A 17846-nucleotide genomic window follows, 5' to 3' on the forward strand; every position below is an offset into this window, starting at 1 on the left:
TTCACAGATTTGCACAAAATTTTTTATTTCAATTAAAAAAAAATCTGTGAATCCGTGGCTAAAATAAGTATGAAAAATATAGAAATCCTTACACAAGAAGCCATTTCGCTATTAAAAGCACTGATTGAAACGCCTTCATTTTCAAGTGAAGAAGACCAAACTGCACTTTTAATCGAAAATTGGTTTACACAAAATAGTATTCCTTTCGAAAGAGAGAATAACAATATTTGGGCTTTCAATAAACATTTTGATACCACCAAACCTACGCTATTACTCAATTCGCACCACGATACTGTAAAACCAAACCAAGGTTATACTAATGATCCATTTGAAGCTATCGTAAAAGACGGCAAATTATTTGGACTGGGAAGCAATGATGCGGGAGGTTGTCTGGTTTCACTTTTAGCCACTTTTGTACATTTTTATTTGAATGAAAATCTGCCTTACAATATTGTGATAGTCGCTTCGGCCGAAGAAGAAAGCAGTGGAAAAAATGGATTAAACAGCGTATTGAAACATTTACCGGAACTTGAATGTGCCATTGTTGGAGAACCTACTTTGATGCAATTGGCCGTAGCCGAAAAAGGATTATTGGTACTCGATGTCATCGTAAAAGGCACTGCAAGTCACGCTGCACACAACAATCCTGACAATCCTATTTACAATGCGATACCCGTTATCGAATGGTTTAACAGCTATCAATTCGAAAAAATATCGGAGGTTTTAGGTCCTGTAAAAATGACCGTAACACAAGTCACTGCAGGTAAACAACACAACGTAGTTCCCGCCGAATGTCATTTGGTTGTCGATATCAGAGTGAATGATCGATATAATAATCAAGAAATATTAGATATTGTAAAAAAACTTTTGACTGCCGAAGTCAATCCCCGTTCGATGCATTTAAATGCGTCATCAATTCCTGTTGCACACGAATTAGTACAAGCCGGAATCGCATTGGGAAGAACCACGTACGGCTCGCCTACCCTTTCGGATCAATCGGTTTTGAGTTGTCAATCCTTGAAATTAGGACCTGGTGAAACCCTGCGGTCACACTCGGCAGACGAATTTATATTTATAAACGAAATAGAAGAAGGAATTCAATTGTATATCAAAATACTAACTGATTTTTTTAAATAATAATTATAATCTGAAGGGACAAGTCGCGACTTGTCCCTACGAAAAAAAAATAAAAATCATGAAACTTTGGGAAAAAGGAATACCAACAGATAAACAAATAGAACATTTCACCGTTGGTAACGACAGAGAACTGGATTTAGTGCTGGCAAAATACGATGCTTTAGGTTCTATAGCACATGCAAAAATGCTGAGACAAATTGGTCTTCTAACAGACTCCGAAACCGTTTCTCTGGTTTTGGCTTTGGAAGAAATTATAAGAGACGTTGAAAACGGTAAATTCGAAATCGAAGACAGTTTCGAGGACGTACATTCTAAAATCGAGTATCTATTAACGGTAAAATTAGGCGATGCCGGAAAAAAAATTCATACTGCTCGTTCTCGTAACGACCAAGTTTTGGTAGACGTTAATTTGTATCTAAAAGACGTGGTTAAAGAACTAAAGCAACAAGTAAAAAGTCTTTTTGATTTGCTAATGGAGTCGGCCGAAAAACATCAAAATATTTTATTGCCAGGATATACTCACCTTCAAATTGCGATGCCTTCTTCTTTTGGAATGTGGTTTTCTGCTTACGCCGAAACCTTAATTGATGATGTAACGATGCTGAATGCCGCTTTGAAAATTGTAGACCAAAATCCATTAGGTTCGGCCGCAGGTTACGGAAGTTCGTTTCCTATCGATAGAACATTTACAACAGAGGAATTAGGATTTGAGACCTTAAAATTCAATTCGGTTGCCGCACAAATGAGCCGTGGAAAATCAGAAAAAACAGTTGCTTTCGCCATGAGTAGTGTAGCAGCTACTCTAGCTAAATTTTCTATGGATGTTTGTTTGTATATGAGTCAGAATTTTGATTTCATCACTTTGCCTGCCCATCTTACAACAGGCTCGAGTATCATGCCGCATAAGAAAAATCCGGATGTTTTTGAATTGATTCGTGGAAAATGCAACAAGATTCAAGCATTGCCATACGAAATTACTTTAATTACCAACAACCTTCCTAGTGGTTATCACAGAGATTTACAATTATTGAAAGAAGGTTTATTTCCAGCAATTCAAAACCTGAAAGCATGTTTAGATATCGCTATTTTTGCGATTAAAGACATTAAAGTCAAAGAACACATTTTAGACGATAAAAAATACGATTATTTGTTTACGGTAGATTCCTTAAACGAAATGGTTGTTGCAGGAATGCCTTTTAGAGATGCGTATAAAGCCGTTGCTGAGCAATTAGAAAATGGTACTTTTCAATCTCCAAAAGAAACTAAACATACGCATGAAGGAAGTATTAATAATTTGTGTTTAACAGAAATTAAAGAAAAAATGACTAGAGCCTATTAAAAGCATTAACGTCATCATATCAAAAAGCACTATAAATAACAGTGTTTTTTTACTTGTAACTTCAGCATGAAACTAAATTTAAAGCGTTGGATTTATAGAATCAAAATATAGTTTGACAACTTGTTTGGTCCGGCAAATAAATTCAATTTCTAAAAATTAAAACTTGATTATATTTAAAAAAAAGTTTTTCAACTTGTAAAATTTACGACTGCGTTTATCTAATGCTCCCCTTTATTTGCGTTCTAAAATATAAGTAGCAAAATAAACTTTGCTGTCTGTTATTCTATTTTTAATAATAAAATCGGTTTTGCTTAAAATTACGTTTAAGATTGTATCATTATACTTTCTAGATATTTCCATCAAAATCCTTTCACCTTCATAAAAATCAAATCTTTTATTGATTTTAGTAATGTAAACTTGTTGCGCTTTGGTACTAACCAAAAAGCTTTTGGCAATTCCTTCTCTCTCCTTATATTCGGATTGATGTTTGAAAAATTTTAAATCAAAATTAGCTCCTAGTTCTTTATTTATTCTCTCTAATAGATTTAGATTGAAGGCGGCAGTAATTCCTTGACTATCATTGTAAGCTGGAAGCACAATGGAGGCCGGTTTAATTAAATCAACACCTAAGAACAATTTATCCTTCTTTTGTAAATTATCACTTAACTTCAACATAAAATTGGTAGCGACCTCATCAGACATATTTCCAATATTTGACCCTAAAAACAGAATCACTTTAGGTTTACGATTTTCTTTTAATAATTCTAAAACCTCAAAATAATCACCTTGTTTTGTACTGATAGAAAGGGATGGCATTTCTTTATTCAAATCTTTCTCTAAGTTGTCTAATGCATTTTGAGAAATATCAATAGGCATATAATCAAACTTATAATTTAATCGGTTTAATTCTCGTAAGAGCTCTTTAGTTTTTAAACCATCTCCAGCACCTAATTCTATCAACTCAAAATAGGTGTCACGATTCAGTTGTAAAGCGTCAATAATAGACTGACTTTTTGTTTTAAAAATTTCATGTTCTGCCCGTGTTACATAATATTCCGGTAAATGCATGATTTTAACAAATAGGGCATCGCCTTTCTTATCATAAAAATATTTTGATGGCAATGACTTTTTAATATTGCTTAATCCTTCATCAATTTCTTTTTTAAAATAATCAACAGTAATGCTGTCGTTCATAATTTTCTTTATCGTTTTTGCTTCAGTCATCTCTATTTGATTTAATATTTCTAATTTTAATGTGTTAGTACTTAATCAGTTCTCGTGTATGTTAATTGTTGATCCTTTGTTCGTAATTATATTTTTAAAAAATGTAAAAACTATACTGCAGTATAAAAAGCTAAAAGGTAAAGCCATAATGATTAATAAATTGCTAACACCATTTAGGAGTTCACCGGTTCCCAGAGCAGTAAGTCCAAGAGCTGTAGAAGTGATTATAAGTCCCCAGCCCAGTTTATGACTCTTAGAAGGATTTTCAGTTTCATTATCGCTAAACATTCCCAAAACAAATATTGCCGAATCAATAGAATTGATAATAGAAATAAGCACCAATAATCCTGCAACAAAAAAGGTAATAGAGTAAAACGGAAAATGCTCTAGAAAAACAAATAATGAAATGAAAACATTATCAAACTGCGTTTTATCCCCTAAAGCAATAATCTCAAAAGCTGAGTTTGCAAATATCGAAAACCATATAATAGTTGCGATTGTTGGAATAAAAATTGTTGTAATTAAAAACTCTTTTATCGTTCTACCTTTAGATATTCTTGCGATAAATATTCCGGTAAATGGTACCCAAGCTAACCAAAAAGCCCAATAAAAAACGGTCCATTCTTCTGTAAAACTTGGAGCAGTTTTGTAACTTCCAAGTGACAAACTCATTTCTACAAAATGAATAACATAATTATAAAAAGCAGCGGCACTTTGATACAAAAAAGTTTTAAAATTCAGAAACAAACCAATAAACAACATAAGTATAATAGAAAATGTGAAGTCGAAATCAGCTAAAAATTTAATAACCTTGTTTAATCCTGTCAATGCCGAATATGTAGAAACAATTCCGATAAGAACGACCATTAACAATAAAAAATTTGTTCCATAATTTACTTTAAAAGCATATTCAATACCATTTACAACTTGCGCAGTTCCTAATCCTAATGAAGCTACAACACCAGTTATTGTGATCAATACAATGAATATTGTAGCGATGAATTTTACGGTTTTATTTTTAGTATAAGGAACTATGGCATCCAATAAATTGGGCGTTTTTTTCACATAAAGATTATATGCCACAATTAAACCAAACAAACTATACATGGCCCAAGGCGTGAAACCCCAATGAAAAAAAGTATATTGCAAAGCAGTAACCTTACCATTTACTGTTGCAACGGGAGGATTGTTTAAATAGTAAGTTGGCTCTTGCACTGCACGTAACAATAATCCTGAACCCATGCCCGTGCTATATAATAGGGCAACCCAACTGAAATACGAGAAAGCGGGTTTTTCATTACCTAAACGTTGCTTTCGCAAAGGCATAAACAAAATAACCAGTGCTGCGATAACGCTTATCAATCCCACCCACAAATAATAAGTACTAAAAAGAGATAATAAAACTTTGTTCACATTGTTCCAAACTTGCGTTAAAAAAGTGGGAGCAAATAAACCAGTAAGAAAGAAGAATAAGCCAAATAACGCTCCATAAAATAGCAAGCTGCTTTGACTTGAATGATCATATAATTTTTTAATCAAAACTTTATTCTTTAGTGATTAATTTCAAATTTTCTAGCATAGTGGGTATAAGTTCACTAACAGTAGGATGCAGGTGAATGACATCTCTTAAAACCGTGTAAGGCTGTTTAGCATACATTAAATTAGTAATTCCGCTAATAATTTCATCACCACCAACACCTAAAACACAAGCTCCTAAAAACTGATTTGTTTCTGCATCAATTATCGCTTCCATAAATCCTTTAGTTTCTCCTTTTTCTTTGGCCCGACCTATTTTATCCATCGATCTATGCCCAATTAAAACAGAAAAACCTTTCTCCTTAGCTTCCCCTTTTGTCATACCTACTCTTCCTAATGGTGGATCAATAAATAATCCATAAGTAATAATTCTGTCACTAATTTTACGTTTTTTAGCTCCCAGAACATAGTCTTCTACAATTTGGAAATCATTATATGAAGTATGAGTAAACGCTCCTTTTCCGTTGCAATCTCCTATCGCAAAAATACCTTCTACATTAGTTCTACAATAATTATCAATTGTAATGTATCCTTTCTCATCACAAATAATTGAAGTTTTTTTTAAATATAATGTATCTGTATTTGGTAACCGACCTACAGCCAGCAGTAAATGGGAACCACTAATTTCTTTATTTGCTCCATTTATCTGTACTGAAATTAGTTTATCATTTTGAGATACACTTACTTCTTTGGCATTAAATTCTATCGCTATTTGTTCTTCTTGCAAAATTTCGGCAATAGCGTTGCTTACATTTTCATCTTCCTTGCTAATAAGTCGATCACCGCTTTCAATGATGGTTACTTTGCTACCAAAACGCTTAAACATCTGACCAAATTCTAATCCTATGTAGCTTCCGCCAATGATTATTAAGTGCTCCGGTAGCTTTGTCAACTGTAAAATATCGACATTGGTTAAATAATCTACCTTCAAATACTCTTTAGGAATAATCGCTCTTGCTCCCACATTTATAAAGATTTGTTTTGCAGTAATTTTACAATCATCAACTTCAATTTGATAATTTGAAATAAAGTTAGCTTCACCCCTAAAAAGAGTAATTTTATCATTTTCAGCAATACTTTTCTCAATACCTTCTCGTGAAGCGTTCACTAAAATCTCTTTTCTTGCTTTTATTTTCTCAAGATTGGCTTTTGCACCAGCTGGAATTTCGACCCCCATTTCTTCACCGTGTAAGCTATCCCATATTCGCCGTGCACTTGCAACATACGCTTTTGTAGGAACACAACCTGTATTAACACAAGTTCCACCAATAAAACTTTTTTCTATTAGTGCAACTGTTCCTTTTTTAGAAAGGCTAAAAGCCAAAGGTACTCCCGCTTGCCCGCTGCCAATAATGATGAAATCAAACTCTTTCATAAGTTTATTTTAAGTAAAAAATTTATTCTTCGATTGTGACATTTTTCCAAAATGCTAGGTGCTCTTTTATTCCCATAGCTGCCTCTTTTGGTTCCTTATAGCACCAAGCAGCATTTTCACCTATTTCATCGTCAACTTTTACGGTGTAATAAGAAGCCGTCCCTTTCCATGGGCAAGTTGAATGGTGATTCGTTTCTGTAAAACAATCCCAATTCACGCTTGTAAAAGGAAAATAGTAATTTCCTTCAACGACCACAGTTTCTTGACTTTCAGCGATCACTACTTTGTTAAATATTGCTTTCATACTATTGATATTTAATTATTTTGCTAGTCGCAATCCGCTAAATTGCCAACGCATGTCTGGCGGGAAAAAATTACGATATGTTTTCCTGCTATGTCCCTCGGGCGTTGCAACTGAACCGCCGCGAAGAATCATTTGATTTATCATAAACTTACCATTGTATTCGCCTAACGCGCCCGGTAATTTACTGAATCCCGGATAAGCTAAATAAGCGCTGTTTGTCCATTCCCATAGTTGCCCCCACTTAAATTTATCACTTGCGATTTCCCATTCAAATTCGGTTGGTAAACGGCAACCCTTCCATTCGCTAAAGGCAAAAGCTTCATAGAAACTAAGGTGCATTACCGGTAAATCTAGATCTAATTTCTCTAAACCATTCAAAGTATAGTTCCACCATTCCTTATCTATTTTATGCCAATACAATGGCGCTTCAATCTTATTGCTATTTATCCAACTCCAGCCGTCATCGTGCCAAAAATTAAAGTTTATATAACCTCCAGCCATAATAAAATCTAAATATTCACGATTTGAAACTAGCTTTGCACTTATTCCAAAATCACCAACATAAACTTTGTGACGACCCAATTCATTATCAAAACAAAAACCATTTCCTTGATGCCCTATTTCATATAAGCCTGCATTAATGGAGATAAAATCGTCTGCTTGAGTTTCAAGTTTAGTTTTCAAACTATCTTGATAGATGGGCAAAGTAGGTTGGTTTCCAAAAATATACTTAATGTCATATACTAAAAGTTCTTGATGCTGCTCCTCATGATTTATTCCGATTTCTACTATAGCTAAAATAACTTCACTTGGAATAGTATTTAAAAAAGTAACCATAGAATCAGTAACGTACTTTCTATAGCTGTAAACTTCAGCTACAGAAGGCCTAGACATTAAACCTCTTGACGGGCGTAAAACCCGTTTTCCTACATTATTGTAATAGCTGTTGAACATAAAATGATAGTCTTCATTGTAGAGAACGTAATTTGTATCATATTTTGTAAGTACAAACTCTTCCCAAAACCAAGTAGAATGAGCTAAATGCCATTTTGGAGGCGATACAAATTCACTGGCTTGAAGAGAATAATCTTCAATATATAAAGGTTTACAAAGTTGCTCTGAATTTTCTCTGATTCTTAAAAAACGATCTATCATACTGAGTTAACTTATCTATTAAATTTATTTCACAAGTTACTCAATTGACTTTGCACAAAAGTTACATTATTAAAGTCATTTATTATATAATTATGATCAAATTTTATGGATTACTGAGTGTGAATTATTATCAGCGATGATTCTGTCGTGTGAATTTAACATGAACTTTTCAAGAATTGAAAGCGCTGTATCATGCAAATAATTATCTAAATGGATTGGAGTAATCAGGATTAGAAATATAATTTTTTAAGAATAATTGAAATAAAAATCGTGAGTGGAGTAGATGAAAAACGAATCTAAAATAATTCACATCGGGTAAAACTCTTCGATTTAGAATTTTAAAATGCCACGAACTCCCTTAAAATACTATATTAAGGGAATTCATGGCAAATTGTGTAACTTACAATAAAATTATACTTTAGCTTTCAACGATTCAGCGTCAATATCGCTATGGGAAACATTATAAATAGCTTTTCCGTCTTTTATTAAAATCAATTGTGGAGATTGATGGGTCACGCCAAAACGATTCGCAATTTCATTAGAAATATCACGATGCGTTATTAAATCTAAAAAATAAGGCGTAACTTTATCTGAACTATTGAACTCATTTTCAAACTGTTTTAGCGCCATTCTACTTATACTGCATCGCGCACTGTGTTTGAAAATGGCTACCGGTTTTTCATTTGAAATAGCGATAATTTCATCCAGTTGTACCAAATCAGTTAATTCATTCCAGTTGATTTTTTTTTCTTTAAAATCCTTGTTGTCTGAACTATTAAAAATATTTTTGAAAAAACTCATAATTGTCTTTTTTTAAGACATTTTGACTTTAAAGTATGATACCAATCATAAATTTTCTGTCAATTTGTCTGTATTATTGTATTGGAATATATATTGAATATAATTCGTAAAGTTAAGTAAAAGCTACAAAACAATGTACCATCATGAACATAAATAAATTCACCATCAAATCCCAGGAAGCCATTCAGCTTTCGCAACAATTGGCACAAAGCTATGGGCAACAACAAATAGAAAATGAACATATTTTTAAAGCTATTTTTGAAGTCGACGAAAATGTGGCACCTTTTATTTTAAAAAAACTGAATGTAAATGTGCCCTTGTTTCTTCAAATATTAAACAGTACAATCCAGAGTTTCCCAAAAGTTTCTGGTAGCGAAATTATGCTTTCCAGAACTGCAAACACCACGTTGAACGAAGCCGAAATTATTGCCAAAAAAATGAATGATGAATTCGTTTCTGTGGAGCATTTAATTTTAGCAATTTTTGATTCTAAAACTAAGGCTGCCCAAATCTTAAAAGACCAAGGCGTGACCGGAAAAGGGTTGAAAGCTGCTATCGAAGAATTGCGAAAAGGAGAAAGAGTGACTTCTGCCTCTGCTGAAGAAACCTATAATTCCTTAAATAAATATGCCAAAAATCTTAATGAATTAGCTCGAGCAGGGAAACTCGATCCAGTAATTGGTCGTGACGAGGAAATACGCAGGGTATTACAAATTCTAACCCGAAGAACTAAAAACAACCCAATGCTCGTGGGAGAACCAGGAGTGGGAAAAACCGCCATTGCTGAAGGATTGGCACACCGAATTGTAGATGGAGATGTTCCAGATAATTTGAAAGATAAAATCGTTTACTCGCTTGATATGGGAGCTTTGATTGCTGGCGCCAAATACAAAGGAGAATTTGAAGAACGATTAAAATCCGTGGTGAAAGAAGTGACTTCTGCCGAAGGCGATATAGTTTTATTCATTGACGAAATCCATACCCTTGTAGGAGCCGGCGGTGGCGAAGGCGCTATGGATGCGGCTAATATTCTGAAACCGGCTTTGGCTCGTGGAGAACTTCGTGCCATTGGAGCCACAACATTGGACGAATATCAAAAATATTTTGAAAAAGACAAAGCGCTCGAAAGACGTTTCCAAAAAATTGTGGTCGAAGAACCGGATACCGAAAGTGCTATTTCTATTTTGCGCGGAATTAAAGAAAAATACGAAACGCATCATAAAGTCCAAATCAAAGACGATGCTATTATTGCCGCTGTCGAACTATCGCAACGGTATATTACCAACCGTTTTCTTCCAGATAAAGCCATCGATTTAATGGATGAAGCCGCTTCAAAACTACGTATGGAAATCAATTCGAAACCCGAAGAACTGGATGTTTTGGATCGAAAAATCATGCAATTGGAAATTGAAATTGAAGCCATTAAACGAGAAAAAGACGAAAGCAAACTTAAAATTTTGGGAATGGATTTGGCCAATCTCAAAGAAGATCGCAACGAAATCTACGCCAAATGGAAATCAGAGAAAGACGTTGTCGATAATATTCAAGCCGTAAAAACGGAGATTGAAGACTTTAAATACGAAGCTGAACGTGCAGAACGTGAAGGCGATTATGGAAAAGTAGCTGAAATTCGGTATGGTAAAATCAAAGAAGCACAAGAACGTTTAGCCATTTTACTCAAGGAATTACAAGAAAACCAATCCGGAACTTCGTTGATAAAAGAAGAAGTCACTCGTGAGGACATTGCCGAAGTAGTGGCTAAATGGACCGGAATTCCAGTAATGAAAATGCTTCAGGGCGAACGAGAAAAACTACTGAAACTGGAAGATGAATTGCATCACAGAGTCGTAGGACAGGAAGAAGCCATTGAAGCCGTAAGTGATGCCGTACGCAGAAGCCGCGCGGGATTGCAGGACATGAAAAAACCGGTAGGAACCTTTCTTTTCCTTGGAACTACGGGAGTTGGTAAAACCGAATTGGCGAAAGCATTGGCCGAATACCTGTTTGACGATGAAAATGCGATGACCCGTATTGACATGAGTGAATATCAAGAACGCCACAGCGTAAGTCGTTTGGTGGGTGCGCCGCCGGGATATGTAGGTTATGATGAAGGCGGACAATTGACCGAAGCCGTGCGTAGAAAACCGTATTCTGTAATCTTATTGGATGAGATTGAAAAAGCCCATCCGGATACGTTTAATATCTTGCTACAAGTTTTGGATGAAGGACGTTTGACAGATAACAAAGGGCGTTTAGCCGATTTTAAAAACACGATTATCATCATGACTTCAAATATGGGAAGTCAAATTATTCAGGAAAAATTTGAAAATCTAAAAGGAAGTGTGGAAGCGGCAACCGAATTGGCCAAGATAGAAGTTCTAGGGTTGCTAAAACAAACGGTGCGTCCTGAATTTATCAATCGTATTGATGAAATCGTAATGTTCACGCCATTGACTACTAAAAATATAGCTCAAATTGTAGGTTTACAGCTAAAAAGCGTAAGCAAAATGTTGGCACAACAAGGCATCACGATGGACGCGACTCCGGAAGCTATTGCCTACTTATCAGAGAAAGGATACGATCCACAATTTGGAGCCAGACCCGTGAAAAGAGTGATTCAAAGAGACGTGCTCAGTGAATTATCCAAAGAAATTCTATCCGGAAAAATAACAACCGACAGCATTGTGTTGATAGATGCTTTTGATGGAAAACTGGTTTTTAGAAATCAAAGTGAGTGAGTTTCTTAAGTTTCTAGAAACATTTAAACTTATGAAAACACTGGTCGAAAGGCTAGTGTTTTTTTATACTTTACAGTTTTTTTGAAGTAAACCCGCTGATTTAATTGCTATTTTATAATTATTCTCCAAAAAAAGTAAAAACGACATTCCAACTTTAATTTATACCTGCAACTTCACAAGTTGGAAAGTGTACAATTGGAAAATTACACGAATTGGCTATAAAACAGAGTTTGTTTGCTTTTTTATGCAAGCTAAGTGCCTCTTCTACTTTTTCTTTGTTAGTAATACGAACTTTTGGATTCAGTTTAATCACAATAAAGCGCCCGCTACCGTCGTCCGAAACCTCCAGAGTTGCCTCTGCCTCGTCCGTATAGGTTATCACGTCGATACCCTTTTGTTTACAAACATACAAGTAAGACATCATGTGACAGGATACCACGCTACTCAATAACAGGTCTTCAGGATTGTACAAAGCAGGATCTCCTTTGAAAGCTTTAGCAGCCGAAACATTTAAAACAGCCTTACCATCAATAGTTATGGTATGACTTTTAGTATACGTCGCCGCTTCCTTCTTGGAAAAAAGCCAATCTAATTTAGCTTTAAATACATGTTTGAATTCCATTCTTATTTTTATTTCAAATGTAATTAAAAACAGTATCGCTACTACAGAAAGATTTTGGGTGAATATTAACTAAAAATTTACCTGTTTTATAAATAGAGTAAATCAAAAAGTAGTAGCTTCGCATCACTAAACAATCAATATGCGCAGATTAGATTTGGGTACAACAATACCAAAATCCGCGCTGTAAAAAACAATCAAAATGGCATCAGGTTTTTTCGCACTATTAGATGATATCGCAGCAATCATGGATGATGTTGCAGTAATGAGTAAAATTGCAGCCAAAAAAACGGCTGGTATTTTAGGTGATGATTTAGCCGTAAATGCCGAGAAAGCTTCCGGATTTATTTCGTCAAGAGAACTCCCCGTATTATGGGCAATTACAAAAGGTTCTTTCCTAAATAAAGTAATCATTTTACCCATCGCCTTTCTACTGAGTGCCTTTTTACCGGTAGCTGTTATCATAATTTTAGTACTTGGCGGACTTTATTTAGCTTACGAAGGCGCCGAAAAAATATACGAATACTTCTTCCCGCACGAACATGCAAAACACGAAATTTTAATGGAACTGTTGACCGAGGAACAAATTTTAGCTTTCGAAAAAGAAAAAATCAAATCAGCTATAGTAACCGATTTTATTTTATCAGTAGAAATCGTAATTATTGCATTGGGAACTGTAATTGGTAAACCCATTTCATCACAAATAATGGTAGTTTCCATCATTGCAATCATAGCAACCGTTGGTGTTTACGGCATTGTGGCCCTAATTGTCCGAATGGATGAAGCAGGTTTAAAACTGATGCAACTGAGTTCCAAAGAGAAAAGTTTTTCAAAAACGTTAGGAAATATTCTGGTACAAGCCTTGCCAAAAGTCATCAAAAGTTTATCCGTAATAGGTACAATCGCTTTATTATTAGTGGCTGGCGGCATATTTGTACATGAAATTCCGTTCCTGCACGACATACTACCACAAATACCGTCCATAATAACTGAATTTATAATCGGCCTTGTATTTGGTGCTATTGTCTTGGGAATTGTAACCCTGTTTAAAAAGATAATTGGCAAAAAGTAAAGACACTTTAGTCTCACTCATGAATATCAACAAAAACTGACTACTATAAATTTGTAACGGCAAGAGCAGAACACTTGCTTGCACAGAAAGTGATCTAAAGAACTGCACCAAAGAATTAAAGAATACCAATATACTAAAACAACTTATATATTCTGTGAATTGGAATCATCACACCTTGCTTTAAGATCACATTTTTGTCTGTAACACCCCAAACCGTTGTGTCAACTATTTTTTTTGATTCGTTATCCTCAAAGTAAATTTTAATTTTTGAATGTTCTAAATTACCCAATGCTAAAGCCCTGTTGATCTCACTTATTCTAGTTTTTATTTCGTCAACATCGTTAAGGACGTCTGTTTGTGGAAATTTAAGAAGAGTTATGTCTTCTTTATCGATGATTTTGAATTCTTCTTTCATAATTGTAAAAATTTAATAAATACTAAATTACAGTATTTTGGTAAAGTAAAAACTTGACCCCTTTTATTCGCTGTAATACTACCTACAAAAATAAAACCTCCTTGTTTTGTTAGTGCCAATTTTATATTAATTTTTTCTATGGCTCAAAATCTGGATGTTTAAAGTAAATGTTCTCTATATCCATGTACAAATTCTTTAAAAGTAAGTGTAAATCTAAAAAAACCAATAAATATGAACAACGACTAATTAAAATCCTAAAAAAAACACATTATCTCTATTTTCTACTCTTTATAAAATTCACTATTTTTGCAGTCTAAAATTTTAGTCATGCCAAACAAGAAATACAAAATAGCAGTCATCCAATTAAACCTTAATGATATTGCCGAAAACAATCTAAAAAAATGTTTAAGTTGGGTTCGTGATGCAGCAAATCAAGGTGCCGAAGTCATTTCGTTGCCAGAATTATATAGCAGTCATTATTTTTGTCAAAGTGAAGATGTAGATAACTTTGCTTTAGCAGAACCTTTGTATAGTACTTCTTTTATCGCTTTTAGTGCTTTGGCAAAAGAATTAGGAGTAGTAATTATTGTTCCTTTCTTCGAAAAAAGAATGGCAGGAATCTACCACAATAGCGCCTACATTATTGATACCGATGGTTCAGAGGCAGGATTATACCGCAAAATGCACATTCCGGACGATCCTCATTTTTATGAAAAATTCTATTTCACCCCCGGTGATTTGGGCTTTAAAACGATTCCAACTAAAAAAGGAAAAGTTGGAACGCTGATTTGTTGGGATCAATGGTATCCGGAAGCAGCTCGTTTGACGGCTCTACAAGGTGCTGAAGTATTGTTTTACCCAACCGCAATTGGATGGCATCCACAAGAAAAAGAACAATACGGCGAAAACCAACATGGCGCTTGGATGAGTGTGATGAAGGGACATGCGGTTGCGAATGGCGTTTATGTTGCTGCTGCAAATAGAATTGGCTTAGAACAGTACTTGCCTGATACGGCGGGAATTCAGTTTTGGGGATCTTCATTTATTGCTGGACCACAAGGCGAAATTTTGGCGCAAGCCTCACACGACAAAGAAGAAATCCTGATTGCTGAAGTAGATTTAGACTTACAGGAAAATGTGCGTCAGAACTGGCCATTTTTCAGAGACAGAAGAATTGATGCTTTTGGTGATATTACAAAAAGAGCCATCGACTAAATCGTCATTATATAATTAAAAAATCCCTGCTAAGAAATTATTCTAAGCAGGGATTTTATTTAAAACTTCTACTTTTAATTTAAATCTGGTTGAAATATTTTAACGGTACCGTCACCTTCACTGCTCACCACTACTAAACTTCTTTTGGTTGGACTTTTCGAAGCTGGAATAAAAAGTAAACCTTCTGGTGCATCACCTGTTTTTAAAATCTGTAAAAATTTTGGAGTTGCTGGAATAGTGACATCATACACCATAAGAGCATCTGCTCTTTCCAATCCAACGAAAAGAATAGTTTTTTGTCCCATTTTAGCAACAACAACTGATTCTGGTTCTACTGATTTATCATCACTTCGATTGTCATCATAGACACCAAACTCCTGCACTTTCTTGTCTAATTCATTTTTACTATCATAAACCATTTCTCCTGTGTTTCCATTCCAAATAGAGAACGAACGGGCTCCAAAAGAAACTAATTCATCAAAATCACCATCGCCATCCGTATCACCCATTTTGGTATTGATATTCAATCTTCCCATACTTGCCTCAGCTTTTAAAGCCGCCGCATTAGGAAACGCTAATGGATCCAGAACAACCGAAGAGCTGCTAATTCTTTTTACATCAACAAAAGCACTATATTCTCTAGCATCTCCTTCATTTGCAGTAACAAAATAAGGAATATTATTTATTTCAAAATTACTAATTGCATCGGGTTGAAACATTCCTTTAACTTTCCATGTATTAGCCAAAACACCTCCATCTTTATCACTAATATCAATAGCGTTTTCGGCAAGATTGTAGTCTTTAAAACCTAAAGGAAAAATCGTAGTGATCGTTTTGGTTGCCAAATCAATTTTAGCTACTCCGTTATTTTCCTGTAAAGTTACCCAAGCCGTTTTTGAATCAGCAGAAATCGTGATGTATTCCGGTTCAATATCTGAGGCAAAATTATTAGTTGGACTTGCAATTCTGAATCCTTTGGTTTTCAATGTACTCAATTGATTGCTAAAACTTCCGAAATTTAAAGTCGTCACTGCATAATTATTATTGACTGCGATAATCGAAACAGAACCGTCGGGATCTATAGAATACGTATCATTTGGCTCACCTTCATTGGCAGTCATGATATAATTTCCGTCAGGAGAGAAAGTAATCATATCCGGTAAAGCACCAACCGTAATTTCTTTGATGACACTGTACTTAGCCGTATCAAAAACGACCACCTTTCCTGCATCTTGCTTATTTGGTTTTGCTTCTAATGCAACTGCTAATTTGCCATTAAAAGTTGCAACGCTATTTGAAGTTCCATTAAACGGCGTTAAATCGATACTTGCTACAAAAACCGGACTTGATGGATTAGATAAGTCGATAACATCAATTCTATTCGTATTACTGTTGTTTACGGTAAATAACTTTTTAGAAACCTCATCATACGAACTTATTTCAGCAGCTCCAGCACCACCAATCACAATTGAACCAATTTCTTTGAAAGTGGCAGCGTTTTCATTGATCACCAACTCAGGAGATCCCTCTTTATCAGAGTCCTTTTCGCAACTTGACAATATCATAATTGCCGCTAATAGTGTAATCCCATATTTCTTCATAAGTGTATTTTTAATTTTTATCAAAAATAACTAGCTGAAGACCAACAAGAATTAACTAAATATTATATAATCATTACCAAAACTATTCTTATAAATTTATGAAATATCGGAAATGAATGGTTGCAAACTATTTTAAAATCCTACTGAATGTTTATATTTGCAGACTTTAAAATTAGATACGCTGTATGACTACAAATAATAGAAGATTTCCAGCTGAATGGGAAAAGCAACAAGGTATTTTACTTTGTTTTCCGCATAACGGTAAAGACTGGCCTGGGAAATACGAGACTGTTCAATGGGCTTTTGTAGAATTCATTAAAAAAGCAGCTTCTTTTGAGCAAGTCTTTTTAGTAGTTGCTGATGAAAACCAAAAAGAGAAAGTCAATATGATGCTGGAAACAGCTCATGTTGTGCTAACAAATGTTTCCTACATCATTCATAAAACCAACAGAAGTTGGATGCGTGATTCAGGTCCGATAATTGTCAAAAACGGAGCCGAAAGAGAAGCTTTGAACTTTAATTTTAATGGTTGGGCAAAATATAAAAACATTCAATTAGATAAATTTGTTCCTGCCAAAGTGGGAGAATTTCTGAATATTCCTATTACTCAAGTTTTATACAAAGGAAAACCGGTAATTTTAGAAGGCGGTGCGATTGATACTAACGGAAGAGGAACTTTATTGACTTCAGAAGAATGCTTGATGCATCCGGATATTCAGGTTCGGAATCCCAATTTCACTAAAGCCGATTACGAAGCCGTCTTCAAGGAATATCTTGGGATAACCAATGTAATTTGGTTAGGCAATGGAATTGAAGGTGATGATACGCACGGCCATATTGATGATTTATGCCGATTTGTGAATGAAGATACTATTGTGACTATTGTAGAAACAGATCCAACGGATAATAATTACAAACCGTTGCAAGACAATTTAAAACGCTTGCAAAATGCCAAACTAGAAAATGGAAAATCACCTATAATTGTGACTCTACCAATGCCAAAACGGCTGGAATTTGATGGCTTGCGATTGCCTGCCAGTTATGCCAATTTTCTGATTTTGAACAATTGTGTTTTGATACCTACTTTTAACGACAGTAACGACCGAAAAGCATTGAACATCCTTGCAGAATGTTTTCCTGATCGAGAAATCATTGGGATCAGTGCTACTGATTTTATTTGGGGTTTTGGAACATTGCATTGCCTAAGCCAGCAAATTCCTGAGTAAATTTAGAATAGAAAAATATAACACATAAAAAAGACTTGTGGATCTAATTCCTACAAGTCTTTTCTTTTTTTAATATTTTATGACTATTT

The 17846-nt window shown here is 34.7% G+C and carries 15 protein-coding genes; 6 read left to right on the forward strand and 9 right to left on the reverse strand.

What is annotated here, in order from left to right:
* Positions 1–69: 69 nt before the first annotated feature.
* The gene (locus EKM00_RS01680; protein ID WP_126515016.1) at positions 70–1137 is read left to right on the forward strand and encodes a M20 family metallo-hydrolase; all 1068 of its coding nucleotides are present in this window, start codon (positions 70–72) and stop codon (positions 1135–1137) included.
* A gap of 58 nt (positions 1138–1195) precedes the next feature.
* The gene (gene argH / locus EKM00_RS01685) at positions 1196–2476 is read left to right on the forward strand and encodes an argininosuccinate lyase (RefSeq protein ID WP_126515017.1); all 1281 of its coding nucleotides are present in this window, start codon (positions 1196–1198) and stop codon (positions 2474–2476) included.
* Between the two features lie 231 nt (positions 2477–2707).
* Here the strand turns inward: argH and EKM00_RS01690 are convergent, their stop codons facing one another.
* The 6 genes from EKM00_RS01690 to ytxJ form a co-directional block, all read right to left on the reverse strand.
* On the reverse strand, positions 2708–3700 hold the full coding sequence (locus EKM00_RS01690) for an L-histidine N(alpha)-methyltransferase (protein WP_233592226.1): 993 nt from the start codon (positions 3698–3700) through the stop codon (positions 2708–2710).
* Between the two features lie 45 nt (positions 3701–3745).
* A complete protein-coding gene (locus EKM00_RS01695; protein WP_126515018.1) occupies positions 3746–5239 on the reverse strand; it encodes a BCCT family transporter in 1494 nt (497 codons plus the stop codon).
* 4 nt (positions 5240–5243) lie between these two features.
* Complete coding sequence (locus tag EKM00_RS01700; RefSeq protein WP_126515019.1) at positions 5244–6611, reverse strand: mercuric reductase; 1368 nt, start codon at positions 6609–6611, stop codon at positions 5244–5246.
* 22 nt (positions 6612–6633) lie between these two features.
* Complete coding sequence (locus EKM00_RS01705; RefSeq protein WP_126515020.1) at positions 6634–6915, reverse strand: DUF427 domain-containing protein; 282 nt, start codon at positions 6913–6915, stop codon at positions 6634–6636.
* A gap of 15 nt (positions 6916–6930) precedes the next feature.
* A complete protein-coding gene (egtB, locus tag EKM00_RS01710; RefSeq protein ID WP_126515021.1) occupies positions 6931–8070 on the reverse strand; it encodes an ergothioneine biosynthesis protein EgtB in 1140 nt (379 codons plus the stop codon).
* A 411-nt stretch (positions 8071–8481) separates the two neighbouring features.
* On the reverse strand, positions 8482–8871 hold the full coding sequence (ytxJ, locus tag EKM00_RS01715; protein ID WP_126515022.1) for a bacillithiol system redox-active protein YtxJ: 390 nt from the start codon (positions 8869–8871) through the stop codon (positions 8482–8484).
* A 143-nt stretch (positions 8872–9014) separates the two neighbouring features.
* Here ytxJ and clpB point away from each other — a divergent pair, with 143 nt between their 5' ends.
* Positions 9015–11609 carry an ATP-dependent chaperone ClpB gene (gene clpB / locus EKM00_RS01720; protein ID WP_126515023.1) on the forward strand — a complete coding sequence of 865 codons (2595 nt, stop codon included), beginning with the start codon at positions 9015–9017 and terminating at the stop codon, positions 11607–11609.
* 154 nt (positions 11610–11763) lie between these two features.
* Here clpB and EKM00_RS01725 read toward each other — a convergent pair whose 3' ends face one another.
* Entirely contained in the window at positions 11764–12231 is a 468-nt protein-coding gene (locus tag EKM00_RS01725) for an OsmC family protein (RefSeq protein ID WP_126515024.1), read from the reverse strand.
* Positions 12232–12430: 199 nt separating this feature from the next.
* Between EKM00_RS01725 and EKM00_RS01730 the strand changes: the two genes are divergently transcribed.
* On the forward strand, positions 12431–13300 hold the full coding sequence (locus tag EKM00_RS01730) for a DUF808 domain-containing protein (protein WP_126515025.1): 870 nt from the start codon (positions 12431–12433) through the stop codon (positions 13298–13300).
* Positions 13301–13433: 133 nt separating this feature from the next.
* Here EKM00_RS01730 and EKM00_RS01735 read toward each other — a convergent pair whose 3' ends face one another.
* Positions 13434–13715: a hypothetical protein gene (locus EKM00_RS01735; RefSeq protein WP_126452385.1), complete on the reverse strand. Its 282-nt coding sequence runs from the start codon at positions 13713–13715 to the stop codon at positions 13434–13436.
* Between the two features lie 327 nt (positions 13716–14042).
* On the opposite strand from EKM00_RS01735, the gene EKM00_RS01740 reads away from it, so the two are divergent.
* On the forward strand, positions 14043–14930 hold the full coding sequence (locus EKM00_RS01740) for a carbon-nitrogen hydrolase (RefSeq protein ID WP_126462866.1): 888 nt from the start codon (positions 14043–14045) through the stop codon (positions 14928–14930).
* A gap of 74 nt (positions 14931–15004) precedes the next feature.
* Here the strand turns inward: EKM00_RS01740 and EKM00_RS01745 are convergent, their stop codons facing one another.
* Positions 15005–16531: a choice-of-anchor I family protein gene (locus tag EKM00_RS01745; RefSeq protein ID WP_126515026.1), complete on the reverse strand. Its 1527-nt coding sequence runs from the start codon at positions 16529–16531 to the stop codon at positions 15005–15007.
* A gap of 185 nt (positions 16532–16716) precedes the next feature.
* Between EKM00_RS01745 and EKM00_RS01750 the strand changes: the two genes are divergently transcribed.
* Positions 16717–17757: an agmatine deiminase family protein gene (locus EKM00_RS01750; protein WP_126515027.1), complete on the forward strand. Its 1041-nt coding sequence runs from the start codon at positions 16717–16719 to the stop codon at positions 17755–17757.
* Positions 17758–17846: the final 89 nt, after the last annotated feature.

Origin of the sequence: Flavobacterium sp. RSP15, from assembly GCF_003968755.1 — a bacterium.
Taxonomy (GTDB): domain Bacteria; phylum Bacteroidota; class Bacteroidia; order Flavobacteriales; family Flavobacteriaceae; genus Flavobacterium.

What these genes read in the sequence shown, in the direction of transcription:
- EKM00_RS01680 (WP_126515016.1), top strand. Translation starts at nt 70, where the DNA reads ATGAAAAATATAGAAATCCTTACACAAGAAGCCATTTCGCTATTAAAA.
- argH (WP_126515017.1), top strand. Translation starts at nt 1,196, where the DNA reads ATGAAACTTTGGGAAAAAGGAATACCAACAGATAAACAAATAGAACAT.
- EKM00_RS01690 (WP_233592226.1), bottom strand. Translation starts at nt 3,700, where the DNA reads ATGACTGAAGCAAAAACGATAAAGAAAATTATGAACGACAGCATTACT.
- EKM00_RS01700 (WP_126515019.1), bottom strand. Translation starts at nt 6,611, where the DNA reads ATGAAAGAGTTTGATTTCATCATTATTGGCAGCGGGCAAGCGGGAGTA.
- EKM00_RS01705 (WP_126515020.1), bottom strand. Translation starts at nt 6,915, where the DNA reads ATGAAAGCAATATTTAACAAAGTAGTGATCGCTGAAAGTCAAGAAACT.
- egtB (WP_126515021.1), bottom strand. Translation starts at nt 8,070, where the DNA reads ATGATAGATCGTTTTTTAAGAATCAGAGAAAATTCAGAGCAACTTTGT.
- ytxJ (WP_126515022.1), bottom strand. Translation starts at nt 8,871, where the DNA reads ATGAGTTTTTTCAAAAATATTTTTAATAGTTCAGACAACAAGGATTTT.
- clpB (WP_126515023.1), top strand. Translation starts at nt 9,015, where the DNA reads ATGAACATAAATAAATTCACCATCAAATCCCAGGAAGCCATTCAGCTT.
- EKM00_RS01725 (WP_126515024.1), bottom strand. Translation starts at nt 12,231, where the DNA reads ATGGAATTCAAACATGTATTTAAAGCTAAATTAGATTGGCTTTTTTCC.
- EKM00_RS01730 (WP_126515025.1), top strand. Translation starts at nt 12,431, where the DNA reads ATGGCATCAGGTTTTTTCGCACTATTAGATGATATCGCAGCAATCATG.
- EKM00_RS01735 (WP_126452385.1), bottom strand. Translation starts at nt 13,715, where the DNA reads ATGAAAGAAGAATTCAAAATCATCGATAAAGAAGACATAACTCTTCTT.
- EKM00_RS01740 (WP_126462866.1), top strand. Translation starts at nt 14,043, where the DNA reads ATGCCAAACAAGAAATACAAAATAGCAGTCATCCAATTAAACCTTAAT.
- EKM00_RS01745 (WP_126515026.1), bottom strand. Translation starts at nt 16,531, where the DNA reads ATGAAGAAATATGGGATTACACTATTAGCGGCAATTATGATATTGTCA.
- EKM00_RS01750 (WP_126515027.1), top strand. Translation starts at nt 16,717, where the DNA reads ATGACTACAAATAATAGAAGATTTCCAGCTGAATGGGAAAAGCAACAA.